This is a genomic window from Spongiactinospora sp. 9N601, from assembly GCF_044326295.1.
Lineage (GTDB): Bacteria > Actinomycetota > Actinomycetes > Streptosporangiales > Streptosporangiaceae > Spongiactinospora > Spongiactinospora gelatinilytica.
This window is the reverse complement of the sequence record NZ_JBIRBB010000018.1, coordinates 19,766-45,037: the sequence shown is the minus strand read 5'-3', so window position 1 is coordinate 45,037 and position 25,272 is coordinate 19,766. Positions and strand designations below refer to the sequence as shown.

General features: G+C 69.9%; 25 protein-coding genes and 1 pseudogene. 9 read left to right on the top strand and 17 right to left on the bottom strand.

What is annotated here, in order from left to right; genetic code table 11:
* Nucleotides 1–161 precede the first annotated feature (161 nt).
* From ACH34R_RS34655 to ACH34R_RS34640, 4 genes are read left to right on the top strand one after another with little or no spacing between them, the layout of a single operon-like run.
* Nucleotides 162–1,766 (top strand): ABC transporter substrate-binding protein, encoded by a 1,605-nt coding sequence (locus tag ACH34R_RS34655; protein ID WP_397565776.1) that lies wholly within the window; start codon nucleotides 162–164, stop codon nucleotides 1,764–1,766.
* 6 nt (nucleotides 1,767–1,772) lie between these two features.
* Complete coding sequence (locus ACH34R_RS34650; protein ID WP_397565775.1) at nucleotides 1,773–2,717, top strand: ABC transporter permease; 945 nt, start codon at nucleotides 1,773–1,775, stop codon at nucleotides 2,715–2,717.
* The gene (locus tag ACH34R_RS34645; protein ID WP_397565774.1) at nucleotides 2,714–3,610 is read left to right on the top strand and encodes an ABC transporter permease; all 897 of its coding nucleotides are present in this window, start codon (nucleotides 2,714–2,716) and stop codon (nucleotides 3,608–3,610) included. Before ACH34R_RS34650 ends, ACH34R_RS34645 begins: the two co-directional genes overlap by 4 nt.
* A 37-nt stretch (nucleotides 3,611–3,647) precedes the next feature.
* Entirely contained in the window at nucleotides 3,648–3,989 is a 342-nt protein-coding gene (locus ACH34R_RS34640) for a DUF2218 domain-containing protein (RefSeq protein ID WP_397565773.1), read from the top strand.
* A gap of 48 nt (nucleotides 3,990–4,037) precedes the next feature.
* Here the strand turns inward: ACH34R_RS34640 and ACH34R_RS34635 are convergent, their stop codons facing one another.
* Both ACH34R_RS34635 and ACH34R_RS34630 read right to left on the bottom strand, forming a co-directional pair.
* Nucleotides 4,038–5,060 carry an aldo/keto reductase gene (locus ACH34R_RS34635; protein WP_397565772.1) on the bottom strand — a complete coding sequence of 341 codons (1,023 nt, stop codon included), beginning with the start codon at nucleotides 5,058–5,060 and terminating at the stop codon, nucleotides 4,038–4,040.
* 44 nt (nucleotides 5,061–5,104) lie between these two features.
* Complete coding sequence (locus ACH34R_RS34630; RefSeq protein WP_397565771.1) at nucleotides 5,105–6,091, bottom strand: methyltransferase dimerization domain-containing protein; 987 nt, start codon at nucleotides 6,089–6,091, stop codon at nucleotides 5,105–5,107.
* A 441-nt stretch (nucleotides 6,092–6,532) separates the two neighbouring features.
* On the opposite strand from ACH34R_RS34630, the gene ACH34R_RS34625 reads away from it, so the two are divergent.
* Nucleotides 6,533–7,801 carry a multidrug effflux MFS transporter gene (locus ACH34R_RS34625; protein WP_397565770.1) on the top strand — a complete coding sequence of 423 codons (1,269 nt, stop codon included), beginning with the start codon at nucleotides 6,533–6,535 and terminating at the stop codon, nucleotides 7,799–7,801.
* A gap of 37 nt (nucleotides 7,802–7,838) precedes the next feature.
* Here ACH34R_RS34625 and ACH34R_RS34620 read toward each other — a convergent pair whose 3' ends face one another.
* From ACH34R_RS34620 to ACH34R_RS34590, 7 genes are all read right to left on the bottom strand, one after another.
* The gene (locus tag ACH34R_RS34620; RefSeq protein WP_397565769.1) at nucleotides 7,839–8,630 is read right to left on the bottom strand and encodes a MoaF C-terminal domain-containing protein; all 792 of its coding nucleotides are present in this window, start codon (nucleotides 8,628–8,630) and stop codon (nucleotides 7,839–7,841) included.
* On the bottom strand, nucleotides 8,620–9,603 hold the full coding sequence (locus ACH34R_RS34615) for a helix-turn-helix domain-containing protein (RefSeq protein WP_397565768.1): 984 nt from the start codon (nucleotides 9,601–9,603) through the stop codon (nucleotides 8,620–8,622). The genes ACH34R_RS34620 and ACH34R_RS34615 overlap by 11 nt, the downstream gene beginning before the upstream one ends.
* Nucleotides 9,604–9,779: 176 nt before the next feature.
* Entirely contained in the window at nucleotides 9,780–10,787 is a 1,008-nt protein-coding gene (locus ACH34R_RS34610; RefSeq protein ID WP_397565767.1) for a BBE domain-containing protein, read from the bottom strand.
* 265 nt (nucleotides 10,788–11,052) lie between these two features.
* The gene (locus ACH34R_RS34605; RefSeq protein ID WP_397565766.1) at nucleotides 11,053–11,682 is read right to left on the bottom strand and encodes a DsbA family oxidoreductase; all 630 of its coding nucleotides are present in this window, start codon (nucleotides 11,680–11,682) and stop codon (nucleotides 11,053–11,055) included.
* Nucleotides 11,679–12,953, bottom strand: a complete 1,275-nt coding sequence (locus tag ACH34R_RS34600; protein WP_397565890.1) for a flavin-dependent oxidoreductase — start codon at nucleotides 12,951–12,953, stop codon at nucleotides 11,679–11,681. Before ACH34R_RS34600 ends, ACH34R_RS34605 begins: the two co-directional genes overlap by 4 nt.
* A 5-nt stretch (nucleotides 12,954–12,958) precedes the next feature.
* Complete coding sequence (locus ACH34R_RS34595) at nucleotides 12,959–13,852, bottom strand: monodechloroaminopyrrolnitrin synthase PrnB family protein (RefSeq protein ID WP_397565765.1); 894 nt, start codon at nucleotides 13,850–13,852, stop codon at nucleotides 12,959–12,961.
* Between the two features lie 192 nt (nucleotides 13,853–14,044).
* Complete coding sequence (locus ACH34R_RS34590) at nucleotides 14,045–14,284, bottom strand: hypothetical protein (protein ID WP_397565895.1); 240 nt, start codon at nucleotides 14,282–14,284, stop codon at nucleotides 14,045–14,047.
* On the opposite strand from ACH34R_RS34590, the gene ACH34R_RS34585 reads away from it, so the two are divergent.
* The 3 genes from ACH34R_RS34585 to ACH34R_RS34575 all read left to right on the top strand — a co-directional run bounded on the left by ACH34R_RS34585 (nucleotide 14,193) and on the right by ACH34R_RS34575 (nucleotide 15,476).
* Nucleotides 14,193–14,666 carry a DUF6545 domain-containing protein gene (locus ACH34R_RS34585; RefSeq protein WP_397565764.1) on the top strand — a complete coding sequence of 158 codons (474 nt, stop codon included), beginning with the start codon at nucleotides 14,193–14,195 and terminating at the stop codon, nucleotides 14,664–14,666. The genes ACH34R_RS34590 and ACH34R_RS34585 overlap by 92 nt on opposite strands.
* Nucleotides 14,663–15,217: a phosphatase PAP2 family protein gene (locus tag ACH34R_RS34580; RefSeq protein WP_397565763.1), complete on the top strand. Its 555-nt coding sequence runs from the start codon at nucleotides 14,663–14,665 to the stop codon at nucleotides 15,215–15,217. The genes ACH34R_RS34585 and ACH34R_RS34580 overlap by 4 nt, the downstream gene beginning before the upstream one ends.
* An 88-nt stretch (nucleotides 15,218–15,305) precedes the next feature.
* On the top strand, nucleotides 15,306–15,476 hold the full coding sequence (locus ACH34R_RS34575; protein WP_397565894.1) for a hypothetical protein: 171 nt from the start codon (nucleotides 15,306–15,308) through the stop codon (nucleotides 15,474–15,476).
* On the opposite strand, the pseudogene ACH34R_RS34570 reads toward ACH34R_RS34575, so the two are convergent.
* The 5 genes and pseudogenes from ACH34R_RS34570 to ACH34R_RS34550 all read right to left on the bottom strand — a co-directional run.
* A pseudogene (locus ACH34R_RS34570) lies at nucleotides 15,457–15,763 on the bottom strand (IS630 family transposase); the annotation flags it as partial. The gene ACH34R_RS34575 and the pseudogene ACH34R_RS34570 sit on opposite strands and share 20 nt — an antisense overlap.
* A 68-nt stretch (nucleotides 15,764–15,831) precedes the next feature.
* Nucleotides 15,832–17,130 carry an amidohydrolase family protein gene (locus ACH34R_RS34565; RefSeq protein ID WP_397565762.1) on the bottom strand — a complete coding sequence of 433 codons (1,299 nt, stop codon included), beginning with the start codon at nucleotides 17,128–17,130 and terminating at the stop codon, nucleotides 15,832–15,834.
* A 173-nt stretch (nucleotides 17,131–17,303) separates the two neighbouring features.
* Nucleotides 17,304–18,851, bottom strand: coding sequence for an FAD-binding oxidoreductase (locus ACH34R_RS34560; RefSeq protein WP_397565761.1), 1,548 nt, complete (start codon nucleotides 18,849–18,851; stop codon nucleotides 17,304–17,306).
* Nucleotides 18,852–18,981: 130 nt separating this feature from the next.
* Complete coding sequence (locus tag ACH34R_RS34555) at nucleotides 18,982–20,010, bottom strand: TerC/Alx family metal homeostasis membrane protein (protein WP_397565760.1); 1,029 nt, start codon at nucleotides 20,008–20,010, stop codon at nucleotides 18,982–18,984.
* 152 nt (nucleotides 20,011–20,162) lie between these two features.
* Nucleotides 20,163–20,753, bottom strand: a complete 591-nt coding sequence (locus tag ACH34R_RS34550) for a hemerythrin domain-containing protein (RefSeq protein ID WP_397565759.1) — start codon at nucleotides 20,751–20,753, stop codon at nucleotides 20,163–20,165.
* Between the two features lie 244 nt (nucleotides 20,754–20,997).
* Here ACH34R_RS34550 and ACH34R_RS34545 point away from each other — a divergent pair, with 244 nt between their 5' ends.
* A complete protein-coding gene (locus tag ACH34R_RS34545; RefSeq protein ID WP_397565758.1) occupies nucleotides 20,998–22,200 on the top strand; it encodes a hypothetical protein in 1,203 nt (400 codons plus the stop codon).
* Nucleotides 22,201–22,312: 112 nt separating this feature from the next.
* Here ACH34R_RS34545 and ACH34R_RS34540 read toward each other — a convergent pair whose 3' ends face one another.
* The 3 genes from ACH34R_RS34540 to ACH34R_RS34530 are packed head-to-tail and all read right to left on the bottom strand — an operon-like array spanning nucleotide 22,313 to nucleotide 25,253.
* A complete protein-coding gene (locus ACH34R_RS34540) occupies nucleotides 22,313–23,002 on the bottom strand; it encodes a hypothetical protein (protein WP_111168581.1) in 690 nt (229 codons plus the stop codon).
* Nucleotides 23,002–23,949, bottom strand: coding sequence for an NAD-dependent epimerase/dehydratase family protein (locus tag ACH34R_RS34535; RefSeq protein ID WP_397565757.1), 948 nt, complete (start codon nucleotides 23,947–23,949; stop codon nucleotides 23,002–23,004). Before ACH34R_RS34535 ends, ACH34R_RS34540 begins: the two co-directional genes overlap by 1 nt.
* Nucleotides 23,946–25,253 carry a nucleotide sugar dehydrogenase gene (locus ACH34R_RS34530; RefSeq protein WP_397565756.1) on the bottom strand — a complete coding sequence of 436 codons (1,308 nt, stop codon included), beginning with the start codon at nucleotides 25,251–25,253 and terminating at the stop codon, nucleotides 23,946–23,948. The genes ACH34R_RS34535 and ACH34R_RS34530 overlap by 4 nt, the downstream gene beginning before the upstream one ends.
* Between the last annotated feature and the right edge of the window lie 19 nt (nucleotides 25,254–25,272).

The window sequence follows — 25,272 nt, the reverse complement described above, 5'->3', positions numbered from 1 at the left end:
CTGTTCAGTCTCAGTCAAGCGACGACGCGAAGTGGCAATGAACGCCGAGGTGAGATTCGCGTGAGTGACAGAACTGCCGACATCGACGCCTACTCGGGCCCTTCGCCCGGCGGCTAGCTTGAGCGGCCAAATCCGCCGACCAAAAGGCGCGAGGAGCCACGATGAACCTCCATAAGTCCCGCCACCCGAAGGCCGTCGTCGCCGTCGCCCTGTTGAGCTTAGTGCTGTCGGCATGCGCCTCCCGCGCGGGCGGACCGGCTGCGAGCACCCAGAGCGCGGACACCGGCCCACCGGTCAAGGGCGGCAACATCACCGTGCGCCTGGCGCAGGACCCCGGGTCGCTGGACTCGGTCGTGAACGGCAACGTGGGCACCACCTATGTCAGCCACCAGATCTTCGAGCAGTTGGTGACCATCGACGCGAACTACCGGCCGCAGCCGGTGCTGGCCGAGTCGTACGAGAAGAGCGACGACGGGCTCACGTACACGTTCAAGCTGCGCAAAGGTGTGCGGTTCTCCAACGGATCGCCGCTTGCGGGGTCCGACGTGGTGGCCTCGCTGAACTACTGGGTGAAGGACGGCAGCTACGCGGCGGCGCTGAAGCCGGTGCTCAAGGACGTCAAGGCCCCCGACGACACGACCGTCGTGGTCACGTTGAAGTCGCCGTTCGACCTCATCGCGCTGATGGCCGCGAGCCACGGCTCGTTCATCCGCCGCGCGGCCGACATCGAGGCCAAGGGGCCCACCGGCATCCCCAACGACAAGGTCGTCGGCACCGGCCCGTACAAGGTCAAGTCCTGGACGCAGGGCGAGCAGATCGTGCTCGAACGCAACAACGAGTACAAGCCGCCGACGGGCACCTCCAGCGGGTACGCGGGCACCAAGCGGGCGTTCCTGGACACGATCACCTACAAGGTCGTGGCCGACCAGGACGCCGTGCTGAACGGGCTGAAGACCGGCATCCTGGACGTCGCGGAGCCGTCGAACCCGCAGTACGACCAGATCAAGCAGGACCCGAGCCTCGCGGTCGCGGTCGAGGGCGGTGGCACGATCCAGTTCGTGTCGCTGAACCACAACTCCGGCTCGATCTTCGCCAAGGCCGAGGCGCGTGACGCCCTGAACCTGGTCACCGACAAGAAGGCGATCATGGCGTCGCAGGGTGTTCCCGACCTGGTCTCGCCCAGCAACGGCGCCTTCGCCACCTCGACCAACAAGGCGATGTACTCCGAGGCGGGCAAGGCGAAGTGGGAGCAGCACGACCCGGAGCAGGCCAAGCGGCTGTTCGCCCAGGCCGGCCTCAAGCCGGGCCAGACCATCCGCATGATCACGACTGACGAGTTCCCGCAGTTCAAGGACGCGCTCATCGTCATCCAGAACGACCTCAAGAAGATCGGCATCAAGGCGAGCATCGAGAGCTACGACTTCGCCACCCTGATCGGCAAGAAGAACAACGAGCCCGGCGGCTGGGACGTCCTCGCCCTGATGGACGACGCCAACCCGCCGGTGCCGTCGTACACCGACAACGTGAAGAATCTGGATAATTCCGGATACCCCCGCGACCGGCTCGATCCCCTGCTGGACACCTACAACCGGGCGAAGACCCCCGAGGAGCAGCGCGCGGCGATCGACGCGGTCCAGAAGTTCACCTCCGACAACCTGCCGACCATCACGCTGTACGCCGCCAAGAACTACGTCGCCTACAACCCGAAGATCCAGGGTTACAGCGGCTGGGGGATGGAGTTCACCGATGTCTGGCTGAGGAAGTAGAGGCCCATGCTGCTCGTCGTCCTGCGGCGGCTCCGCGACCTGGTCGTCGTGCTGGCCGTCGTCGGCACGTTCCTGTTCTTCCTGCTGCGGTCGATCCCCGGCGACCCGGCCCAGGTGCTGCTGGGCCTGAAGGCCTCACCGGAACAGCTCGCCCGGCTGCACGAGGAGCTGGGCCTGACCGGGCCGCTGTATGAGCAGTACCTCCACTGGGTCGGCAACGTGCTGACCGGCGACTTCGGCACGTCCATCAAGTATCAGGCGCCGGTGCTCGACATGATCGCGGGCCATATCGCACCGACGCTCACCCTCGCGATCGCCAGCACGGTCATCAGCTTCGTGCTGACCGTGCTGGTCATCGGCTGGGTCACCGTGTCGCCGCACAGTTGGGTGGCGCGGGGCGTCAACCGGGTCGCGCAGTTCGGCCTGGCGCTGCCGGAGTTCTGGCTCGCGCTCCTGGCCGTCTACGTGTTCGCGCTGGTACTGGGCTGGTTCCCCACCAGCGGCCACACCCCGCTGTTCGCCGACCCGGTGACGGCGGTGCCGCAACTCGTCCTGCCGGTCGCGGTGCTCGTGGTGGGGCAGACGGCGTTCTTCACCATCACCATGGAGGAGAGCGTGCTCGGCGAGCTGACCCAGCTCTACCTGCGCACCGCGCGAGCCAAGGGGGTCACCGAGCGGCGCATCGCGCTGCGGCACGTGCTGCCGAACTCGATGCTGCCGGTGCTGACCACCATCGGGCTGAACTTCGCGTCGCTGATCGGCGGGGTGGTCGTCATCGAGAGCATCTTCGTCATCCCCGGGCTCGGCACGATGCTGCTCGGGGCCGTGTACGCGCGTGACTTCCCGCTCATCCAGGGCGGGGTCATGTTCATCGCGTTCCTCTTCGTGGTGGTGAACCTGCTGGTGGACCTCACCTACTCCCTGGTCGATCCCAAGGTGCGTGTCTCGTGACGGCGGTGACCGGCGAGACGGCCACGGCGGCGCGGCGGCGGTCGTTCGCGCGCCGCAACCCGACGCTGGTGGTGTCCGGCGGGCTGATCGGCGTGATCATCGCGCTGGTCGTGGTGCTGCCGTTCTTCCTGCCGGACCCGGAGGCCATCGACCCGGTACAGCGGTTGCTGCCGCCGTCCGTGGATCACCCGATGGGGACCGACCGGTACGGCCGCGACCTGTTCAGCCGCTGGGCGTCCGCCGGGCGCGTGTCCATCGGGATGACCTTGCTGATCACGGTCTGCTCGGTCTCCCTCGGCACGTTCATCGGCCTGGTGGCGGGTTACTTCGCCCGCGTCGGCCGGGTGATCATGCGCGTGGTGGACGCGTGGATGGCGTTCCCGTCGATCATCCTGGCGATCGTGTTCGGCGTCGTCATCGGCCCGGGCATGACGAGCGAGCTGATCGCGGTGACGATCATCTTCACGCCGTACACCGCGCGGATCATCCGCAGCCGCGTGCTGGGGCTCGCGACCCGCACGTACGTCAAGGCGGCGCGGGTCTCGGGGCTGGGGCCGTGGCAGACGCTGGCCGTGCACATCCTGCCGAACACGCTGCCGCTCGCGGTGGTGCAGTGCGTGCTGCTGTCGGCGGGGGCGATGCTGATCGACGGGTCGCTGAGCTTCCTCGGGCTCGGCATCTCACCGCCCACGGCGACGTGGGGCAACATGGTCGCGGACGGGCGGGTGTACCTCCAGGAACACCCCACCATGGTGCTCTTTCCCGGGCTGGCCATCGCCCTGTTCGTCTTCCTGTTGAACATCGCGGGAGCGAGCCTGCGCACGTTCGTGGACCCGCGGGCCAAGCTGCTCTCCGCCCAGCTACGACGGCGCGGGCGCGCCCAGCGCCACTGAGCCGCGCCCAGCCACTGATATGAGAAAGGTGAAATGAGTGACACGCACGACGAGCACGGCAACGGTCGCGACCGACCGCCCGGGCCGGTACGGCAAGCAACTGGTGAACCACCTGGGCCGCCACCAGGGCGGGGAGTGGTCGGAGGAGTCGGACTCGGGCTGGATCGTGCTCGGCGCGGGCCGTACCGAGGTCACCTGCGCCGAGGGGGCCCTTGAGCTGCGGCTGGACGGCGACGCCGACGAGATGGCCGGGCTGGAGGACGTCGTGGGACGGCACCTGGTCCGCTTCGGCGCGAAGGACGAGCTGGTCGTCCGGTGGGTCCGCGCCGACAGCACGCCCGGCACCGAGCAGGGCGCGGGCGCGGCTCCGGCGGACTGACCCGGCGAGACGGCCGCGCGCCCCGCTTCCGGCGGGGCGCGCGGACCGCTACGCGTCGGGGAGGATCAGGGCGTACTTCACCGGATCGTCGTCCGGCACGGACGACCAGGAGCTCTCCGGGTCCACCCGGCCCTTGTCGAGCCAGTACGGGGCCAGCAGCTCCCGCAGCCGGTCGGCGCCGACCCGCTCCAGCAGGTCGAACGCGCCCAGGTCGTCACCGATCTGCTCCGTCGTGCGCGCGCCGACGACGATCGAGCACAGGTCGTCGTTGGTGAGCACGTACGCCAGGCAGAGCTGCGCCAGGGTGCCCCCCAGCTCCCCGGCCAGCGCCCGCAGCCTCGGCCTGGCCTCCTCGACGAGGCCGTGGATGTCGCCCGGGTCGTTCCCCGTGGGCCGCCGCCGGGGGTTACCGAGCAGGAAACCGCCCTCCAGCGCGTCGGACGCCTGCACCTTCAGCCCGTGGTCGGCGATGACACCGCGGAACGGCTCGCCCTCGGCGATCGAGCGGCGCACCACATTGTACTTGAGCTGGGCGAGCGCCGGCGGTACCAGGCCCGCCTTCTCCGCCGCCGCCACGATCTTCCGGATCTCGGTGGCCGACCAGTTGTTGACGCCCCAGTGGCGCACCCGCCCGCTCGCCACGAGCGCCGCAGCGCCCTCGGCGATCACCTCGTACGGCACGTGTTCGCCGACCAGGTCACCGAACACCACGATCTCCGCGTGGTCGGTGCCGATGCGGAACACGGCCTGGTCGAATTGGGCGACGATGTCCTCGGCGCTGCCGCTGCGCTCCACCCAGCTCTTCACCTGGAGCACGTAGTCGTCCCGCGCGACGCCGGCGGCCTGGACGGCGCGGCCGAAGATGACGTCGGTGGGCGAGTCCGGCTGTCCGGGCTCCATGGCGCGGTAGACGCCGACGTCGAAGTACGACGCCCCGGCGTCCACCGCGGCCCTGATGACGTTGACGGTCTCCTCGAACGGCGTGCGGTCCCAGGTGTGCCAGGACCCCAGGGTCAGAGCGGGCACCTGGAAGCCGTCGCGGCCGAGCGGACGGGTGAACACATTGGTCATGTCAAGCCCTTCTCTGGTCGAGTGGAGGTCGTCGGGGCCGCCGGTCAGACCGCTTCCGCGATCACGACGCGCGGGCTGCCCGGCAGTTCGCGCGTCTCCAGCCATCGCCAGCCGGTCTCGGCCAGCCAGCCGCGCACCTCGTCCTCGGGATAGACGACGGTCCCGTCCACGACCAGGTACTCCCCGGCCAGCAGAGGGTCGAGCCTGCGCCCGCCCGCGGCGTCCAGGAAGAAGTCGACGAGCAGGAGCCTGCCGCCGGGCTCCACGATCTCCCGCGCCCGGCGCAGGAAGGCGCGGTTGTCGGCGGCGTCGAAGCGGTGGGCGACGTGCTCCAGCAGCACCAGGTCGTACCGGCCGGGAACCGGGTCGGTGAGCGGGTCGGCGGCGTGGAACGCCACGCGGTCGCGGTAGCGCTCGTCCACGGCGTCCGGGCCGGGCGGCTCCGGCGCCACGAAGACCGCGTGCAGCCGGGGGTTGCGGGCCGCGGCCTGGACGACGAACTCCACGGACAGGCCCGCGAGATCGACGACGCGGGTGTGCGCGCCGAAGTCGTAGTGCTCGGCCAGCATCAGCGCGTGCAGCGCGTTGTAGGCCGAGACCCCGTTGCGGAAGACGTCCGCCCCCACGGAGGCGGACGTGTCGAACGGCGAGGGCGCCGCCGCGCGCACGGAGCCGGTGTACGAACGCCAGTGCGGGTAGCTCACCTGATCCCAGAAGGTGAGGAAGGCCCGCAGGTCCAGGGGGCCTTTTCGGCCCGCCAGGTAGGCGTCGGCCGCGGCCTCGTTCCGGTACCGGGCTCCGTCGAAGGCCAGCAGGCCCAGACCGGCCATGGCGTCGGCGAGGATCCGGGCGGACCGCTCTGGTATCCCGGTCCGGCCGGCCAGCTCGGCCGGGGTCAGGGGACCGTCGGCCAGGGCGGCGAAGAGGCCGACCTCGCTGGCGGCGAAGAGCTGTTTGGCCGCCATGAAGCCGGTGGCGACGTTGACGATGGGGCTGGGATCGGCGGCGGTCGCCGTCGGGTGGGAGGACATCGGGGACTCCTCGGCGAAATCGCGGCGGGCGGCCGGCGAGCGGATCGCCACCGCGCGGAGAACATCATAGATCGTTATGCAATTTGGTCTGGAGTCAGGTCCGCCGGCAAGACACCGGCGTCACCCGATGTGTCACTGAGATCCGTCCGCCGCATCGGCGACCGGAATTCAATCGGGAATCGTGCCCGATATCCAGGGCCTTCCGTCAGGAATGACATTTGTGCCGCACTGGTTGACACCCTGCCCCATATTGATGGCGTATACGATTGCGCTGTCTTTTGGGCACTCCCCCCACCTGGTGCCTGCCGACATGGGTTGGACGGCGTCCCACCCTCTTCCCCGGCGCAGCAAGGAAAAGGGGCTTTCCATGAGCCGAGCGAGGCTCCCACGACGGCCGCTCCCCGGGGCGGGCCGCCCGGCCGCGGGAGGGCGCACGCCCGCGTGAGCGACCACCAGTCCACCGGGCCGGTCCCGGCGCGGCATCGCCGCCGCCGGCTGCTCGTCATGGGCGCCCTGTCGACGTTCGGCCCGCTGTCGATCGACCTGTACCTTCCCGCGCTGCCCGAACTGGCCCGCCAGCTCGACGCCTCCGACAGCGCCGCGCAGTGGAGCATCTCGACGTGCCTGATCGGCCTGGCGGCCGGGCAGCTCTTCATCGGGCCGCTCAGCGACAGGATCGGACGCAAGCGCCCGCTGTTCGTCGGCGTGGCCACGTACGCGATCGTGTCGCTGCTGTGCGCCGCCGCCCCCTCGATCGCGGCGCTGAACGCCCTGCGTCTCGTGCAGGGGCTGGCCGGGGCGGCCGGCATGGTGATCGTCGCGGCGATGGTCCGTGACATGTACGAGGGGCAGCGGATGGCGCGCATCCTGTCCCTGCTGATGCTCGTCAGCGGAGTCGCGCCCATCGTGGCGCCGGTGCTGGGCGGGCAACTGCTGTACGTGACGGACTGGCGCGGGATCTTCGTCACGCTCGGCGCGATCTCGGTGCTGCTGCTGGTCGCGGTGACCGCGCTGCCGGAGACGCTCAGGCCGGAGCTGCGGCACGTCGGCGGGCTGCGGCGGGTACGCGTGGGCTTCGCCTCTGTGGCGCGCGACCGGGTGTTCGTCGGCTGCACGCTCGGGTCGAGCGTCGGCGGGGCGGCGCTGTTCATCTATATCTCGGTCAGCGCGTTCGTGCTCGAAGGCGGCTACGGCGTGAGCGCGCAGGCGTTCTCGTTGATCTTCGGCGTCAACTCGGTGGGCCTGGTGCTGAGCGGGTACGTGAACGCGGTGCTGCTGCGCCGGCTGAAACCGGAACCGCTGCTGGTCGGCGGCGCGCTGGTGGCCGTCGGCGCGAGCCTGTTCTGCCTGGCCGCCGCGGTGCTGCACGCGCCTTTGTCGGTGTTCCTGCCCGCCCTGTTCCTGACGGTCGCGACGGGCGGGCTGGCCTCTCCCAACGCGACGGCGCTGGCGCTCGCCCGTCACTCCGCCAACGCGGGGACGGCAGCGGCGCTGCTCGGCAGCAGCGGCTTCCTGCTCGGGGCGCTGCTCGCCCCGGCCGCCTCGATCGGCGGCGCGAGCGCTCTCGCCATGACCTGCGGGATCTCGGCCGCCCGCGTGGCGGCCTGGGCCGCGTACCGATTCGTCGCGCTCCCCGGCCGCCGCCAGGCCCTGGCGGACGACGTCACGGAGCCGCAGGGACCTGCCGCTCAACGCGAACGGCCCGAGTGAGGGAGCCGGTGTTCCCCGTCGTCACGGCCGGCGGTCACTACACGGGTTGCTCGTCGGGATAGCGGACCCGGCCAAGCTCGGTGATGAACGCCCCGCCCGCGCCGCAGGTCACCGTGTCGTCCGCGCCGAGGGCGAGGAACGTGCCGGTGGTGCGCATCGCGCGGAAGTCGTACAGCCAGGTGGTGGCGACCGGGATGAGGAACTCGCGGAACGTGAAGACGTACAGGCCGTCGCCGAGGGACCAGGTGGCGGCGAGATCGACGTCGCCCTGGCCGCGCTGCGCGCCGGCCAGGCACTGCCACGCGTACCGTTCGCTGCTCAGGTAGACGTGCTCGTACACGAGGCCGGGACCGTATCGGTACAGCGCCCGCAGGCCGATGAGGTCGCGGGTCGGACCCGGCTCCGCGCCGGTCGCCTCGGAGGCGGCGAGGGTTCCTGGCGTGAAGGTCTGGCCGACGCGCGGCCACCCGGGTGTCGGCTCGGGCGCGACGTCCGAGGCGACGCGCAGCGTACGGCCGGTGTCCTCGCGCACGACGAGCACGTCGGCGTGCCGGGGGTCGTCCTGGCGGCGGAGGGTCAGGAACCACACCCCGGGGCGGGCCTCGATCGCCTCGTACCAGTCCGTGCCGCCGTGCGCGCCGCGCCGCCACTCGACGACGTCGCCGGTGCGGAAGCGCAGCACGAGGTCGTCCTGGGAGGCTTCGACGACCCGCAGTTCACGGCCCGCGAGCCGGTCGGTGCGCGGCAGCCGGTTGCCGGCGAGGTCACCGGTGAAGCCGTCCGCCGTGGCGTCCGGGGCGTCCGGGGCGTCCGGGGCGTCAGGAGACATCGGAGAGAGCACCGGCCGGAATGACGTCGCGGCTGAGCCGGTACTCGCGGGGGGCGAGGCCGTAGCTCGTCTTGAACACCCTGCTGAAGTGCGCGGCGTCGGCGAAGCCCCAGCGCGCGCCGATGGCGCTGACGGCGACCTCGCGCGAGCCGGGGTCGAGCAGGTCGCGGCGGCACTGCTCCAGGCGACGCTCGCGGATGTACCGTCCCACCGACATGCCCTCGGCGCGGAACAGCTTGTGCAGGTATCCGGTGGACACGTAGCAGGCCGCGGCGATCGCCTCAGGCCCGAGGCCGGGCTCCTCAAGGTGCCGCGCGATGAACATCTTGGCCCGGGTGAGCAGCATGCGCATCGAGTCGGAGGCGTCGGCGCACTCGCCCAGCAGGGAGGCGTACAGGGTGCCGATCAGGTCGACGACGTTGTCCGCGAGCCGCATCGGGTGGGAGTCGCCGACCTCGTCGATGTGGCCGGCCAGGTTCACCAGCATGGGCGAGACCACCCCGCCCAGCCCCCGCCCGCCGAAGACCCGCCGGGCGGTGACCTCGCGGATCGCGTCGCCCGGCAGGCGCAGCTCGCGGTGCGGGAACATGACCATGATCACCCGGCAGGTGCCGTCGAAGGTGACCTGGTACGGCCGGCTCGTGTCGTAGATCGCGATATCGCCGGGCAGCAGCGATGCCTCCCGCCCGTCCTGGGCGATCCGCACACGCCCGCTGGTGGGAAGGCTCAGCTTGTAGAATCCGGCCTCGTCGGAGCGCATGATGTGTTTCTCGGTGCGCTCGGCGCGGTGCGCCGCCGCGGTCACCTCGGTGACCATCACGCTGCCGAGCGTCTTACCGGCGATCTCACCGGCGAAGCCACCGGCGCCACGGAACTCGAAGTCAAGGGGGACGAAGGACCGGGACACCGCATGCCGCCAAAGTTCCTCGCGCTCCCGCATCGCCACATCGGTCGTCCGGACCAGAACGGCCATGGCCCGCACCTCCGTACCGAACGGTGCTCCGGCACGGCGACATGCCGTGCCTATTTCATATATGAAATCATAGGTGACCGCCGCGCGACAGCCCTTGACGTGGGCGCAGCGGGTCAGGGACCCACGGCTGTGTAACGATGCAGGTCGAGGTCGCCTTCGAGAGTGGTATCGACGAGTCACTGCCCAGTTGGACCCGCCGGGGCCACCGACAGGCGGTGCCTGAACACATCGTGCGGGTCCCACCGGGCCTTGACCCGCCGCAGCCGGGCATGGCCGTCCCGGTAGTACAGCTCATGCCATGGCACTCCGCTGGCGTTCCAGCGCGGATCCGCAAGGTCGATGTCCGGGTAGTTGATGTAGGCGCCGCCGGTATCCCCGCCGGGCACCGGGACGCCGCCGGTGGCCGCGTACACCTCCTGGTAGAGCCGTCGTTGGAAGCCGATGTGCAGGTCGTCCTGGGCGGGGTCGCCCCACTCGCTCACGTAGAGCAGGATCAGCGCACAGTCCCGATGTGGCACGGCCGTCGCTCCCGGTGGCACCGCGGCGACCCGCCCACCGTACGGAGCGATCAGGATGCCGCTACCCGGGTGCGTGTAGTCGGTCCTCGTCAGATTGCGATAGATCGCAGTGGCCGCGGCTTCGGAGATCACGGTGCGGTGCGTCGCCGACTTGCCCTTGATCCGCTTGGCCACCGGCCGGTCAGCGAGGCCCTGCCACTGGGTGCCGAGCAGCCAGGGCAGGCGGGTGCGCTCCCTGATCTGGAAGGCCACGCCCACGCCGTCGTTGACCGCGGCCAGGAACGCGTCCAGACGCCGGTCCGCGTCGGACGGCGTGGCGGCGAGCTGCACATTGAGCGCGACCGCGCCGCCTGCCGCGTGGAAGGTCGCCAGGTGCGTGTAAAGGTGGTCGTCCGGTGACCGCGGGGCCTCCGCTGCTGCGAACCACCCGCTGTAGTTGCGGACCAGGCGGACGAACGCCCGCTCGCCGAGTTGGTCCCACGGCCAGACGACGGTGCAGGCCAGTACCTCGGAGGGAGGGCGGGGAAGCAGCCGGCGGGGATCTTCGCCGGACGCCTCCGGGCTGCGAAACCAATAGCGGGTGACGATGCCGAAATTGCCCCCGCCGCCTCCGGTGTGCGCCCACCACAGGTCCCGGCCAGGGTCGCGGGAGCCGCGCGTGGCCACGACCGTACGGGCTCGGCCAGGCCGGTCCGCCACCACGACCTCGACCGCGGCCAGGTGATCTACGGTCAGGCCGAAGACACGGTTCAGCGGGCCGTATCCGCCCCCCGCCGCCCCACGCCCGCGAGGGGAGCGGGGGTCAGGGCCGGGGGCACGGCGGCGATGGCAGGGGATGCTGGAGAAACCGCCGCAATGGCGGCTCCGGTCCCGGCAGCGGCGCCAGCCAGGAATCGCCGGCGGGATGTGTTGGTCATCGGATACTCCTCCGTCACACCGCGGCCATGGACCGCATTGCGTCGAGATAGATCTGCGGGTGCTGGGCGTTCTCGATGGTGGTACGCGAGCCGAACACGACCGTCGGCACGACGCGTACCTCGTCACGGGCGGCGGCGATCAGCGCACGGACCTCCATCAGCCCTTCATCGGAGCCGGCGAACCGCTCCGCGACATCGCGCGGCACGCCCGCCCATTTGGCGCAACCCACCAGGACCTCCTGGTCGGCGACGTTCCCGCCGTGCGTGAACCAGGCGGCGAAGAGCTGTTCTTCCAGCTCCAGCCGGGTCCGCCAGCCGTACTCGCCGCCGACGAGGTAGAGCATGCGGTGCGCTTGCAGCGTGTTGACGGCGAAGCCGGACGCGTTGTCGAACTCGATGCCCACCCGGGCGCCGGTCTCGGTGACCTCGCGGCTCATCTCCATGGCGCGGTCGTGGCCGTACTTCGCAGCCAGGAACTCCAGCATTGGGGTCGGCTCGGCCGGTCGCTCCCCATCGATCTGGTACGGCCGGGCGACCAGTTCAAGGTCGTCCGCCCCCTCGAATGCGCCGATCGCACAGCGCAGGGCGCGCGAGGCGATGTAGCACCAGGGACACGAAATATCGGAATATACGGCGATCCTCATACGAGGCCTCCAGCGGCGTCGGCGGGCTCGGAACGATGCGACGACCGCGCGTTGACCATGCCGGGGTCGAATCCGCCGAGTCTGGCGTAGCTCTCTGAGATTTGGGCCAGTTCCTTCGGTGGGATCACGGTGTCGATCGAGTCAAAGCCCTCCGGGGCGCGCTCGTCGGCGATGTTGATGACGATCTCTGGGCCCATCCGGCGGTTGATCTCCTGTAACGCCGTGGTGAGCGGCCTGCGCCCGGCCTCGTAAACGGCGAGCGCCTCGCTGGGATCATCATGGCCGGCGAGCGCCTCCGCCAGGGCCCTGCCGTCCACGATCGACTGCGTGGCCCCGTTAGACCCCATTGGGTACATGGCGTGTGCGGCGTCGCCGAGCAGGATGACCCGGCCGGAGGTCCAGGCAGGCAGCGGGTCGCGGTCCACCATCGGGTACTCCAGGGCCTCCTGGCCCGACCGGATCAGCCCGGGGAGGTCCAGCCAGTCGAACCGCAGGTCGTCGAAGCCTGCCAGGAACCGTTCGTGGCCCACCGGGCGGTTCCAGTCGGCACGCTCGGGGAACTCCCCCATTCCGGCCGGGCGGGCAACCGCCCAGTTCATCAGCACCTTGCCGGTGTCATCGGAGTCGATCATGGGGTAGACGACCGCGCGCCGCCGCCGGTCGCCTGCGATGATCATCGTTCGTCCGTCGAGGAACGGCTCCGCCCAGGTACTTCCGCGCCAGACGAGCAGCCCGTTCCAATGTGGCGGGCCCTCGCCGGGATACATCGCGGCGCGCACACTGGAGTGGATCCCGTCCGCCCCGATCAGCACGTCGGCGGTGAGCAAGGAGGCGCCTCCGGAGGCATGGATCTCCACCGTGCCATCGGGCAGGGAGGCGAATCCGGTCACCCGGGTGGCGGGCATCACGACGTGCGGTCCGAAGCGCGCTCGCACGGCGTCCAGCAATACGGCCTGCAACCGTCCCCGGTGGATGGACAACTGGGGCCAACGGTGTCCCGCGCCCCTCCCCCGGGGCTCGTTCCAGATCAGCGTCCCGAACCGGTTGTAGTAGGACAAGCTGCCGGTCTCCACGGCGACGGCGCTCAGCCGTTCCCCAAGGCCCAGGTCGTAGAGTTCGCGCACCGCGTTGGGCAGGATGTTCAGCCCGACGCCGATCGGTTTGATGGTGGCCGCCGCCTCCAGCAGTGTGACATCGGTGAACCCGGCGGTGTGCAGGCTCAGCGCGGCGGTGAGGCCACCGATCCCCGCGCCCGCGATGACGATCCTCATCCGCCTCACGCGCTCGCTCCCCTCGTTTCGGGATCGGCGCTGCGCTGCTCCGTCGCGGTCTTCATGAGCTGGGCGTTCTCGCGGGTCAGTGTGATGATGTCGTGCAGCAGATCGATGCTCGCGCCCCCGCTGCCCACCGAATAGAGCCGGACCTCCTCCTTGTACGCCTGGCGGGCGATGCCCAGATGCCGGCCACGGAAGATGATCACCGTCCGCAGCATCCGCGCGATGGCCGCGGCTGAGGATGTCAGCGCCGGCCCGGCCTCGTGGGGATCACTGCCGAACGCGTCGAGGAGGCGGGTGACGGCCGACGGGCACGACACCCAGGTGTCGTACAACTCGCGCCATCGGGGCAGACTGTAGGGCACGGAATCGCGAAGAAACTCCTCGTAGCCGGGCTCGCTGCGGTCGGACGCCCAGATCGCCTGGTCGATCAGCCATAACGGCACCTGGGCTGCGGCCGGGCCGAGATAGGTGCGCTCGCCCACGTCGATCTCCTCGAAGTACGGGCGGAGGATCCTGGCGAAGAACACCGGGCTCACCTTCGCCAGCACCAGGTCGATCGACTCGGCCATCCAGCGCAGTTCGCCGTTCAGCGCGTCGGTCAGCACCGCGAACTTGGGGTCGGCCGGCTCAAAGGCGCCCAGCAGGTCGCACAGTTCGAGCCCGGCCCGCAGGTGCGGGAAGACCATGCGGACCGACTCCTGGAGGTGGTTCTCCTGCTGGTCGCCGGTGTACATGCGCCGACGTTCATCAATGGGGTTCCAGGTGCAGTAGTGGTGCACGGTGTCCCTGGGGACCATGTCGGTACGCGCGCCCAGCTCGATCAGTATCGGGACGACGTCGGGCACGGCCTCGGCCGGTTGCACACCGTGTCGTTTCAGCGAGCCGAGGAACATTCCGATGTCGGTCGGCGGCGAGCGGGTCCAGCGCGCGGACGCGTTCGATCTGGATGTCGTTGCCGATCATGAGGGAAACGTTCGTTGGCATCGATGTCTCCAAGGTCCTTGGCGGCGCGAACAAGGGCGTGCGGGCACGCCGTGCCACCGCGTGGTCGTGATGGGTCGTGCCGGCCTCAATCGGCGACCGGCTCAGGCGCCGTCGCTCGGGCGCGGCACCGGCGAGCCGATCCAGTGCCGTTCCGGTAGCCAACGGGGAGGAGCGATCGCGGCGCGGCGGGGTGGCTCGCCGGGGAGCCGGTCGGCCTGGGTGAGTACGACGTGAACGTTCGTCGAGGAGGTGCTCTGGCCGTTGACGGCGGCGACGTTCTTGCTTTGCATCGTGGGGATCACTTCCGGGACATCGATCCCGGCGTGGCGGGCAGCGTCCACCCGCCTTCGTCAAGCCCGAGCGCTGAGAGAACTGCGTCCGCTGTGGGGGGCCCTGACCCGGCAGTATCCCGAGGTGGTGCTGGGTATGGAGGGCACACTTCAGGTCCGGCTGTACCGGCGGGTGCTGGAGATACGCGACGGAATGCTGTCACTGACCTCCGTTGCCCCGCCACCAGCGAGTGGCGATCCGCGTGAAGTGGCGGCGTGGGTCGCATCCTCATTGCAGCAGGCTTGTTCCGGGCAAGAGACAGGCGCGTTGTCTGGAATCATGCCGGGACCGGATTTCGCCGATGACATCGAAAGGGAGACAACGTGGCTTCGGCACGTCTCAGTGGCTTACCAGCAGATCGGCAGGCGGAGAACCGATTCGCCCGCGGTGTGACGGAGCTGTTCGCACCCGCCCACCTCGTCATAGGGTTACCTCTGATCGTGGGCGCGATCACCGGCGGCTGGGCTGGCATCGGCTGGGGCGCGCTCGCCGCCGGGCTGTGCGGTGGGATCCCACTCATAGTGATCACGGCAGGTGTCCGGTCGGGCCGGTTCGTCGACAAGCACATCACCGACCGTGCCCATCGACCGTGGCTGATCGGCGTCATCTTCACCCTGGTGATCATCACCATGACCCTCATGGTCACGCTCGGCGCCCCGCCGGTGATGGTCGCGGGCGTGGCCGCCATGCTCGTTACGTTGGCCGTGACCGGCCCGATCACGTTCTGGTGGAAGATCAGTTTCCATACGGCGGTGGCGGCTGGCAGCGTGGTAATGCTCGCCTGGATCCTGCCGCCGGTCCCCGTCTACGCGGCCGGTGTCGTGCTGACGGCGGCGATCGCCTGGTCGCGAGTGGTGATCCGGGACCACACACCCGCCCAGACCATCGCGGGTGCGTTGGGGGGCGGGGCAGCGACATGGCTCACGCTTACTGCCTTGCTGTAATGGTTGGAATAGGCCATCGATGAGGTCAGCGAGCCGACGCACGTGCTGCGGCTCGGTGACCAGGTCCTGGCAATGCGCGGGAAGAATCGTGCCGGCGCGGGCGGATGGTGAGGACAACAAGAGGATCGCCGGGCGGTCGCGGGTGCACCCGGAGACGATGTCCAAGTGGCCGCATCGGTTCCTGCGCCTGCGGCTGGACGGGCTGATCGACGAGCCGCGACCTGGCCGCCCGCCGTCGATCGGACTGGACCAGGTGTGACGATCTCGGGCCGGCGCGGGCGGAGCGTCCAGGTGGCACGGACGTGCGGCAGCAGGTTGACATGGGTCTCGTGCCCACACCAGCGCCCCGCGCGGTGATCGGCGCAGCCGGGCGGCGATGGAGGCCACCACCTGCCGGCGGTCCGGATCCCCGCGGGGGACCGGCTTGGGCCGCCGCCAGATCGCCACGATGCGCAGACGCCGGTACAGGGTGCGCAGGCTCAGCCTGGGCCGGCCCGGGTAGCGCCACAACCGGGGCACCGGCCACGGCCCGACCTGCATTAACAGGTCTCGGATCGCCATGACGGTCCAGGGCGTCGAGGAGGCGATGGACTCCATCCCTATCCCTGCCTGGCTCAGCGAATGCCGAGGCGGGAGGCGATGCGGGTGGTTTCGTAGAGGACGCGTTCCTCGTCGAGGGTTTGGAGGTCGCCGTTGAGGAGGAGGGGGCGGCCGGCGACGTAGACGTCGCGGATGTCGGCCGCGGTGGCGGTCCAGGCGATGAAGGCGTGGGTGGAGTGGACGGGGTGGGCGCGGGCTGTGGAGGTGTCGAGGACGACCAGGTCGGCGGGGTCGCCGGGGAGGAGGGTCGTCGGGGTGAAGCCGATGCCCGCCGCGCCGTTCGCCGTGGCGGCGGCCAGGGCGTCGCCGGAGTCCCATACGTCGGCGCGCTCGGCGAGGCCGCGCTGGAGGGAGACCGCGAGGCGCAGGTCGCGCAGGAGGTCGAGGGAGTCGTTGGAGGCGGGCCCGTCGGTGCCGATGGCCACTGGGACGCCCGCGTCGAGGAAGGACCGCACGGGGGCGATGCCCGACCCCAGTTTGAGGTTCGACTGGGGGTTGTGGGCGACGGTCGCGCCGGATTCGCGGATCAGCCGGATGTCATCGGCCGTGGCCTTGGTCGCGTGGGCGATGATCGTCGAGGGGCCGAGCAGTCCGGTCCGCGCGGCGGTCGCGATGGGCGTCTCGCCCCGTTCGGCCAGGGCGGTGGTGACCTCATGCGAGGTCTCCGACAGGTGTACGTGGACACCCAGGCCGCCGGCCGCGGCTCGCTCGGCCACCTCGCGGAAGACATCGGCACCGCAGGTATAGACGGCGTGCGGCCCGAAGGCGATCCGTACGAGCGGTTCGGACGCGTAGCGGGCGGCGAGCCGTTCGATGTGATCGAGCTGGGCCGGGAAGCCGAGCGTGCCCGCGGCCGAGTAGGGGGTCATGCCCTCGCCGAGCACCACGGGCGCCGCCGATACGCGCAATCCCACCTCGATGACCGTGTCGATCAGCGGCTCGGTCCAGTGGAACATGTCGGCGAAGGCCGTCGTCCCGGCGCGGATCATCTCGCACATGGCCAGCGACAGGCTCCACCGCATGTCATCCTCGGTCAGCGTGTCCTCCGCGGCCATGACGACCTTCAGCCAGTCTTCCAGGACCAGGCCGTCGCCGAGGCCCCGCAGTACCGCCATCCCGGAGTGGGCGTGCGCGTTGACCAGTCCGGGGACGATGACCCTGGCCGCCCCGTCGCGGGACGGCTCGGCGCTCTCGACGGTCCCGCTCGAGGCGGAGAACCGCAGCGTGGTCACCGGCGCATCCAGCGCGCCAGGGCGGAGCAGGCGGCCGGTGACGCTGTGCTCCTGCGGGTGGGGGGAGGTGCCGGTGGTCAATGGATGGCCTTTCACGTCAGCCCGTTACACGTCAGTCCGTTTCATGTCTGACCGTTGCACATCGGACCGTTTCATGTCAGGCCGTTTCATGCCAAAGAGGCGGCGCTGTGCTCATCCTGTCGTGATGCCGTACGGCACGGCGTACTTGAGCTGCACCGGCAGCGGGCTGTAGGTCACATGACCGTGAGGGCGGAGCCGATGCTCTGGGCGTGGCGGAAGAAGCGGGTCGGGTCGTAGTGGTGCTTGATCTTGGTGAGGCGGTGGTAGTTGGGGCCGTAGTAGGCGTCCCACCAGCGGCGGAGGGTGGGGTCGGGGAAGTTGACGTAAGCGGCGCTGGTGTGGGCGCGGTGGCGGAGGTCTTCGTAGATTTCGGTGACGGCGGCGAGGCTTTGGTCGATGACGTAGTCGGAGGCGTTCTGGGCCCAGTGGGCGCCGATGTCGAAGATGTACTTCGCGTTCCGGTGGGGGAAGGCGGTGTCGCGGGGGGCGACCTCGGCGGTGGCGCCGCCCATGGCGAACAGGGTGACGTAGCCGGTGTTGCCCGGGCCGCGGGAGCGCCAGCGGCGGGTCCAGTCGATGATGGCCTCGGCGGCGTCGTCGTCGGGCCAGCCGCTCGGGGCGAGCGACCTGGAGACCAGGGCGGTGGTCTCGGCGGGGGCGAGGAGGTATTCCTGGCTGCGCCAGAAGCCACGCTCGTCGATGAAGCGGCGGGTCGGGTTGAGGGCGAGGAGTGGGCCGAGCAGGCGTTCGAGGGGGGCTCGGCGGCCGAGGTAGTGGCCGAGGACGTTGACCTGTGGGCCGGTACGGCCGTTGGCGCCGGAGAACTGGAGGCGGCAGTCGAAGTCGTGCCGGCGGTCGCGTTCGATGATCTCCCGTAGTGAGCGGAGCAGTGCCGCGCCGTGTTCCGCGTCGAAGGTCAGGTCGAAGACGGTGGAGACCAGGCGGGAGACGTCCACTGCGCCGAAGGTGAATTCGGTGTTTATCCCGAAATTGCCGCCTCCGCCGCCCTGGCAGGCCCACAACAGGTCGCTGTTCTCCCGCTCGGAGGCCCGTACCACCGTGCCGTCGGCGAGCACCAGCTCGGTCTCGGTGAGCAGGTCGCAGGTCATGCCCCACTTGCGGTCGTTGAAGCCGAGGCCGCCGCCCAGGGTGAGGCCCGCCACGCCCACGCCGGGGCAGCGGCCACCGGGGAAGTACAGGTCGTAGCGCTGGTTCTGGTAGACGTGCGAGTTGGTGGCTCCGCCGCCGACGATCAGGCGGGGGCGGCCGGTGGTGCGGCGGGGGCGTACGGAGTTCATCGGGGACAGGTCCACGAGCAGGCCGTAGGTGGTGGAGTGGCCCGCGTAGTTGTGGCCGCCCGAGCGGGGCACCAGCGACACGCCGTGCTTGCGCGCCCAGCGCACGGCCACGCTGACGCCCTGGGTGCTGCGGCAGCTCACGATTCCGGCCGGGCGTACGTTGGCGTAGCGGCGGTTCTTGGGCAGGGCCGTTTCGAGGTAGCCGGACTCGCCGGGGCGACGCAGCCGGCCGCCCTCGCCGAGCAGGCCGCGCAGTTCCCGCCAGGCTCGCTCGTCGGGGGACTGTGGTGTCTCAGGGACGGACTCGGCGGCCTGGGCCGCTCCCGGCAACAGGCCGGCGCCGAGCCCGGCGACGGTGGCCTGAGCGGCGAGCCGCAACACCGCCCGCCGGTCCGGCGCGCCCTCGTCTGTCCATTCGCCCATCGGGCACCCCCGCCATCCGAGCCGCTTGATCATGACAGGCACAGAGCGTAGCCGTCGCGGTACGGCCTGCGAGAATGGCGTGATCAACGTCGCCGGTAAGTGTTGTTCCAGCGGCGAGTAAGTCTTTCCGTCACGAAGGGCGGCGAGAGGGCGGGTCGGAGGTGGTGGCCACGGTGGACGGGGCGCGGCCGGCGGCCATGCTGGTGAACGTGACGGTGACCAGTACCGTGATGATCACGCCGAGGGACACCAGGGTGGGGATCTCCGGGATCCGCGGCCAGATGCCGTGCGCCCAGTGCAGCACCAGCTTGACGCCGATGAACGCCAGGATGATGGCCAGGCCGTGGTTGAGATGGCGCAGCCTGGCCAGCACGCGCTGCATGACGAAGTACAGCGCCCGCAGGCCGAGCAGGGCGAAGGCGTTGGTGGCGAAGACCAGGAACGGATCTTCGGTGATGCCGTACACGGCCGGGACGGAATCGACGGCGAAGACGATGTCGGTGCCGAAGACCGCCACCATGGCGAGGGCCAGCGGCGTCAGTGCGCGGCGGCCGTTCTCACGGACCACCAGGCGCGAGCCGCGGTAGTCGTCGGTGACCGGCATGAGGCGGCGCAGCAGCCGTACCGAGCGCATCCGGGAGATGTCGATCTGCTGCCCGTGCCCGGCGAGGGCGTCCCTCAGCACCTTGCCGGCCGTGACGATCAGGATGGCGCCGAACAGCAGGAACGCCCACGTACCGCTGCGCAGTACGGCGGCGCCCAGCGCGATGAAGATCGCACGTAGCGCGAGCGCGCCGATGATGCCGTACAGCAGCACCCGCTGCGCGTAGATGCGCGGGACGGCGAAGGCCGACAACAGCAGCATGAACACGAACAGGTTGTCGATCGACAGCGACTTCTCCACCACGAACCCGGTGTAGAACTCCACCGCGACGCCGGTCCCGAACGCCTGCCACAGGTACACCCCGAAGGCCACGGGCAGCGCGAGGTAGAACACCGACCAGGTCACGGCCTCGCGCATGCGCACTTCGTGCGGGCGCCGGGTCAGCAGGAAGTCCGCGCCCAGAAGCAGGGCCAGCGCCGCCAGCGTGACCGCCCACAGGGCGGGTGATCCGATGGTGGTCGCATCGGCGGGCTGAGCGAACACCGCAACGGGCATGGAGCCTCCTCGAACGCGTTCGGCCGTCCGAGGTCTCCTTCACCCGCGGCTCGCGCGGGCGTCCGCCCGGGGACGTCAACGTCACGTCCGTACTGACCGGGCCGGCCCTTGGGAAGTACTCCCCTCGCGGCCAGCCTAGCCAAAGACCCTGGTCATCCCGTGGTGGGTTCGCCCTTGGCGCGGCGGATCGCGTCGCGGGCCCGGTCCATGATCGCGATGGGGGTGCCCATCAGCACGTTCTTGGCCGCCGACTCGGTGCCCGGATGCGGGTGCGTGGGCGCCAGGGCCTCCGCCGCCTTGACGGCCGCGGCCATCCCCCGCCGTTCGGCGTCGCTGGTGTGGGCGCGCAGCTTGGGGAACTCGTACCGCTCCTCGCTGCGCGCGTGGGCCTCGACGGCGGTGCGGAGCAGCAGCAGGTTCTCCATGAAGGCGGGATCGTCGGCCCCGGCCTGGTCCATCCGCAGCAGGAGCTGCTTGGCCTCGTTCTCCTCGGTCAGGCGGTCGTCCACGACGGCGCCACCGCCGTCCAGTTTGCGGCGGGCGTAGGGGTGCACGACCTCCTCTTCGGCCGTCTCGTGTACGGCCAGCAGCCGTACCAGCCGCCCGAACACCTCCGCCCGCCGCTCCGCGGGCGCCTGCTCGACCTCGTCGAACAGGTCCCGGATCAGCGCGTGCTGCGCCAGCAGAAGATCGATGACATCCGCCTCGTCCATTCGCTCGGGAACCGTCCGCTGCTCGACCATGTCGCTCTCTCCTCCGCGGGTCGCCTGGTGGTGCGTGAACACCGCGGGGCTCTACCCGGCTAAGGGCGGGGCACTCGCGCCCGGTACGTCACTTTCGCCATCGAAGAGGAAACATCTGGACGGTGACCGGCTCGTATACCGAATGCGGAGATGACCGCAAGATTTCCCTGTCTACCCACGGGTAGGCCGCGCGATGGGCTCCTGCCGCCGTCGAGGGCCCGAAAGCCGAGAGAGTGAGGCACGGATGTCCTTCAACCCATTGCGCGAACGCGGAATCCCGCTGGACCGGCAGGTCCGCAACTGGCGGGAACTCGATGTGGCCCCCATCGATCCCGACCATTCCGACCCCTACACCCGGTGCCGGATCATCACCATGAACGGCATCGAGGTGGAGGCCATCCTGTTCAGCCACCAACTGGCCAGGCACTGCCCAGACATCGACATCAAACGACACCTGGCCCGGGTCCGCTACATCGAGGCCCAGCAGCAGAAGGCGGTCAACTGGCTGCTGCCCGGCCTGGCCTCGGTACTGGAGACCACGCTCGCCTACGAGCAGGTCGCGGTGGACCTGACCGCCTGGGTGGCCCGGATGGAACCGGACGAATACCTCAAACAGGCCTACCAGTTCGGCGTGCTGGAGGACTTCGACCACCTGTACCGGTACGCCAACCTCTACGAGATGATCGAGCACCGCAAGGCCGAGAAGATCGTGGACGCGCTGACCGAGGTCATGCCCGGCCGCCCGACGTACCTGCACCACCGCGACCCCGTGGACAACATCCGCGAGCCGTACGACAAGACCGCCGCGGCCCCGGTCTCCAAGCTGCACGCGCTGACCATCATGGCCGCCGAGCAGCAGACCATGAACTTCTATATGAACGTCGGCCCGCTCTACATGGAACCGATCGCCCGCCAGCTCTACCAGGAGATCGGGCTGATCGAAGAAGAGCACGTCACCCACTACGAATCACTGGTGGACCCGGGCGAGACCTGGTGGGAGATGCTGCTCAACCACGAATACAACGAGTGCTACCTCTACCACTCGTTCATGGAGACCGAATCCGACCCGAGGGTGCAGGCCATCTGGGAACTCCACCTGAACATGGAACTGGAGCACCTGCGCCTGGCGGCGGAACTGTTCAAGCGGCACGACGGCCGCGACCCGGAACAGGTCCTCGCCCCCGAACTCCCCAAGCCGGTCACCTTCGAGCCGAACAAGGACTACATTCGCGAGCTGATCGCCACGCAGATCGACTACACCACGCTCGGCACCGGGTACGTGCAGGAGGCGCACGAGCGGTTCGAGAAGATGCAGGAGCAGATCATGGGCGGGGAGCGCGCGCCCAGCGAGCGGGTGATCGAGGACAACGTCCACAAGTCCGGCGAGGAGTACCGGCTGGAGACCAACGGCCCGCACCCGGTGCACAGCCTGCGAATGAACCGCTGAAACAGCCATATCCCGCCGGTTATGGACTTCTGGTACACCGACGCCAGTGGCAACTACGACGACACCGGGGACGATTTCCGCGGGCGCCGCCCCCATCGGGGCGGCGCCCGCGTCAGATCCGGGACAGCACCCGGTCACTGACGAAGCACAACATCCCGTACTCCCCCGCCCGCCGCCGGGCGAAGTCCGCCAGTTCGTCGCTGTCGGCGTAGTCCAGGGCGTACAGGTCCACGTCCAGCCCGAGCAGCCGTTCGGCCACCGAGGCGTGTACTTCGAGCACGTCGTCCGGCCAGCGCGCGTACCCGTCGGTGTTCACCCAGCGGGCCGAGAAGGACTCGAACAAGATCCCGTCCACCAGGTCCGCCAGCTCGGGCAGCAGCCCGAAGCCCCGGTTGGCCAGCAGGTAGTCGGGCCCGGCCTCCTCCTTGACGGCCGCGATCAGGGTCAGCAGGTGCGGCAGGTCCTCCGGATAGGTCTGTTCCAGGTTGAGCGTGTCCAGGAACAGCCCGCCGAACCCTCGCGCCATGGCCCTGCGCGCCTGGGCCACCACATGCGCAACCCATCGCGGATCTCCGACGTGGACGAACGCGCCGCCCCAGTCGGGGTTGCGCTCGGGGCGCTGCCAGGGGGCGGGCGGCCCGACGTCCTCCGACAGGGACAGGTACCCCAGCGTCTGGACGCCGCGCGCCTTGAGCAGGCTCAGCTCCACCTCGGTGTAGAAGTCGGCCTGGAGGACGACCTTGCCGAAGCGGGAGAGCCGGTCCAGTTCCCCCGCCCCGTAGTAGAACGCGATGGGCAACATCACGCCTCCCGGTACCAGGCGAAGGTCCGGCGTACGCCTTCCTCCAGGGAGACCCGCGGCTCGTGGCCGGTGAGCGCGCGCAGCCGCGACAGGTCGGGGCAGCGGCGCGCGACCGAGCCCGGCGGGGCCGGTACCTGCCGCATGACGGGGGTGTGCCCGGCGATCCTGAGCACCAGTTTGGCCAGGTCACCGATGTTGGTCTCGGCGTCGTTGCCGATGTGCACGATCTGCCCGGCGGCCTGGGGGGCGTCCATGAGCCGCAGTACCGCCTCGACGGCGTCGTCCACGTAGCAGAAGGCCCGGCTCTGGTCGGCCCCGTACAGCAGGAAGGGGTCCTCACCGCGTGCCGCGCGCAGGGACAGTTCGGGGATGACGTGGTCGGCCCCCATCCGCGGCCCGTAGACGTTGTGGAACCGGCCCACCACGGCAGAAAAGCCCTTGGCCCGCGCGGCGTGCAGTACCGCCGCCTCGCCGAGCATCTTGCTCATGGCGTACGTGAACCGCGCCGCCGCCACGTCCTCGATCATCAGCGGCACGGTCTCCGGCGTGGGCACCGGGACCACGCCCGCGCTCACGCCCCCCGCGTACACCTCGCTGGTGGAGGCGAAGAACAGCCGCTCGCCCGCGCCGATCCACTCCAGCAGATTGAGAAGGGCCAGGGTGTTGACCCTGATGACGCGAGTCGGCTCGGACACCACGTTGCGCACCCCGACGACCGCGGCCAGCATGTGGATCTGGTCCCAGCCGCGTTCGATGGCGGCGTAGGCCGCCGGATCGGTGAGGTCGGCCGAGCGCAGGTCGATCCGCCCGGCCAGTTCGGCCAGCGCCGTGTCCCTCGCGCCGCGGGAGAAGTCGTCCACGACGGTGACGTCGTGCCCGGCGTCCACCAGCCTGCGGGTCAGGTGCAGGCCGATGAAACCGGCGCCGCCCAGAACCAGGACCTTCATAAGGCGGCCTCCCCGGCGACGTACCCGATGCCGGCGTACCGCACGCCGTACCTGGTCACGGACGCCTCGTCGAGCACCCGCCAGGCGTCGAAGATCACTCGCAGCTCGGAGTCGGCCAGCCGCAGATCGACGGCGAGGTCCCGGTAGTCGGGGTGGTCGTTGATGATGATCATCGCGTCGGCCGCGGCGAACGCCTTGTCCAGGCTGACCGGCTCGCCGCCGTAGCGGCGGATGACCTCGTCGGCGACCAGCGGGTCGTGTCCGAGCACCCGCATGCCCGCGGCGGTGAAGACCGGCATCATGTCGGCGATCGGCGTGCCGCGCATGTCGTCGGTGGCGGGCCAGCCCTTGTAGGCCCAGCCGAGCACGGACAGGGTGATCCCCGCCGTCGTCCCGAATGCCTGGCCGATCAGCTTGACCAGCCGCTCGGCGACGTGCCCCGGCAGGCGCTCGTTGAGCGCCCGGGCCCCGCCCACCAGGTACGGCCGCCGTTCCGGCCGGGTGCTGGCCATCATCAGGTACGGGTCCTTGGACAGGCATCCGCCGCCGACGAACCCCGGTTTGGACAGGTCGGGCCGCGGATAGCCGACGTTGGCCGCCTTGATGACCTCCAGCGGGTCCAGTCCGTGCTGCTCGGCGATCAGCGCCACCTCGTTGCCGAAGGCGTAGATCAGGTCGGTGTGGCAGTTGTTGGAGAGTTTGACCAGCTCGGCGGCTTCGAGGCTGGAGACGGGCACGATCCGCTCGGCGAGCCCCTGGAACAGGTCGATGCCCGCCCGCAGGCTCTCCTCGTCCAGGCCGCCGATCACCTGGGGCAGCGCGACCAGCTCGCGCAGCGCCTGCCCCTGGATCGTCCGCTCGGGGGCCATGACCAGCCGTACCCGGCCCCACCGCGCGGCCAGTACGTCGAGCACGACCTCACGGCTGGTCCCGACCGGTACCGTGCTGCGGACCACGACCAGCGTCTCCGGGCCGCACCTGGCCGCGACGTGCTCGGCGGCGGCGGCGAGGTTGCGCAGGTCGGGCCGTCCCGTGGACAGGTCCACCGGCGTGGAGACGGCGAGGACGACGGCGTCCAGGGGTTCGGCGGTCAGGTCGCCGGAAACGGTGATCCGCTCACCGAGGTGGCGCTGGAACGCCTCGGCGACGCCCGGTTCGTAGAGGTGGACCCGCCCGGCGGACAGCGCCGCCACGACGCCCGGGTCGGTGTCCATACCGTGGACACGGTAGTCCTTGCCGGCCAGGGCCGCGGTCAGCGTCAGCCCAACGTAGCCCAGACCGACAACGCCGACTGTCTTCGGCATCTCGTGCTCCTTTCTCCGC

What these genes read in the sequence shown, in the direction of transcription:
- ACH34R_RS34650 (WP_397565775.1), top strand. Translation starts at nt 1,773, where the DNA reads ATGCTGCTCGTCGTCCTGCGGCGGCTCCGCGACCTGGTCGTCGTGCTG.
- ACH34R_RS34545 (WP_397565758.1), top strand. Translation starts at nt 20,998, where the DNA reads ATGTCCTTCAACCCATTGCGCGAACGCGGAATCCCGCTGGACCGGCAG.
- ACH34R_RS34635 (WP_397565772.1), bottom strand. Translation starts at nt 5,060, where the DNA reads ATGACCAATGTGTTCACCCGTCCGCTCGGCCGCGACGGCTTCCAGGTG.
- ACH34R_RS34620 (WP_397565769.1), bottom strand. Translation starts at nt 8,630, where the DNA reads ATGTCTCCTGACGCCCCGGACGCCCCGGACGCCCCGGACGCCACGGCG.
- ACH34R_RS34615 (WP_397565768.1), bottom strand. Translation starts at nt 9,603, where the DNA reads ATGGCCGTTCTGGTCCGGACGACCGATGTGGCGATGCGGGAGCGCGAG.
- ACH34R_RS34540 (WP_111168581.1), bottom strand. Translation starts at nt 23,002, where the DNA reads ATGTTGCCCATCGCGTTCTACTACGGGGCGGGGGAACTGGACCGGCTC.
- ACH34R_RS34550 (WP_397565759.1), bottom strand. Translation starts at nt 20,753, where the DNA reads ATGGTCGAGCAGCGGACGGTTCCCGAGCGAATGGACGAGGCGGATGTC.
- ACH34R_RS34605 (WP_397565766.1), bottom strand. Translation starts at nt 11,682, where the DNA reads ATGAGGATCGCCGTATATTCCGATATTTCGTGTCCCTGGTGCTACATC.
- ACH34R_RS34555 (WP_397565760.1), bottom strand. Translation starts at nt 20,010, where the DNA reads ATGCCCGTTGCGGTGTTCGCTCAGCCCGCCGATGCGACCACCATCGGA.
- ACH34R_RS34560 (WP_397565761.1), bottom strand. Translation starts at nt 18,851, where the DNA reads ATGGGCGAATGGACAGACGAGGGCGCGCCGGACCGGCGGGCGGTGTTG.
- ACH34R_RS34630 (WP_397565771.1), bottom strand. Translation starts at nt 6,091, where the DNA reads ATGTCCTCCCACCCGACGGCGACCGCCGCCGATCCCAGCCCCATCGTC.
- ACH34R_RS34530 (WP_397565756.1), bottom strand. Translation starts at nt 25,253, where the DNA reads ATGCCGAAGACAGTCGGCGTTGTCGGTCTGGGCTACGTTGGGCTGACG.
- ACH34R_RS34595 (WP_397565765.1), bottom strand. Translation starts at nt 13,852, where the DNA reads ATGTTCCTCGGCTCGCTGAAACGACACGGTGTGCAACCGGCCGAGGCC.
- ACH34R_RS34655 (WP_397565776.1), top strand. Translation starts at nt 162, where the DNA reads ATGAACCTCCATAAGTCCCGCCACCCGAAGGCCGTCGTCGCCGTCGCC.
- ACH34R_RS34600 (WP_397565890.1), bottom strand. Translation starts at nt 12,953, where the DNA reads ATGAGGATCGTCATCGCGGGCGCGGGGATCGGTGGCCTCACCGCCGCG.
- ACH34R_RS34535 (WP_397565757.1), bottom strand. Translation starts at nt 23,949, where the DNA reads ATGAAGGTCCTGGTTCTGGGCGGCGCCGGTTTCATCGGCCTGCACCTG.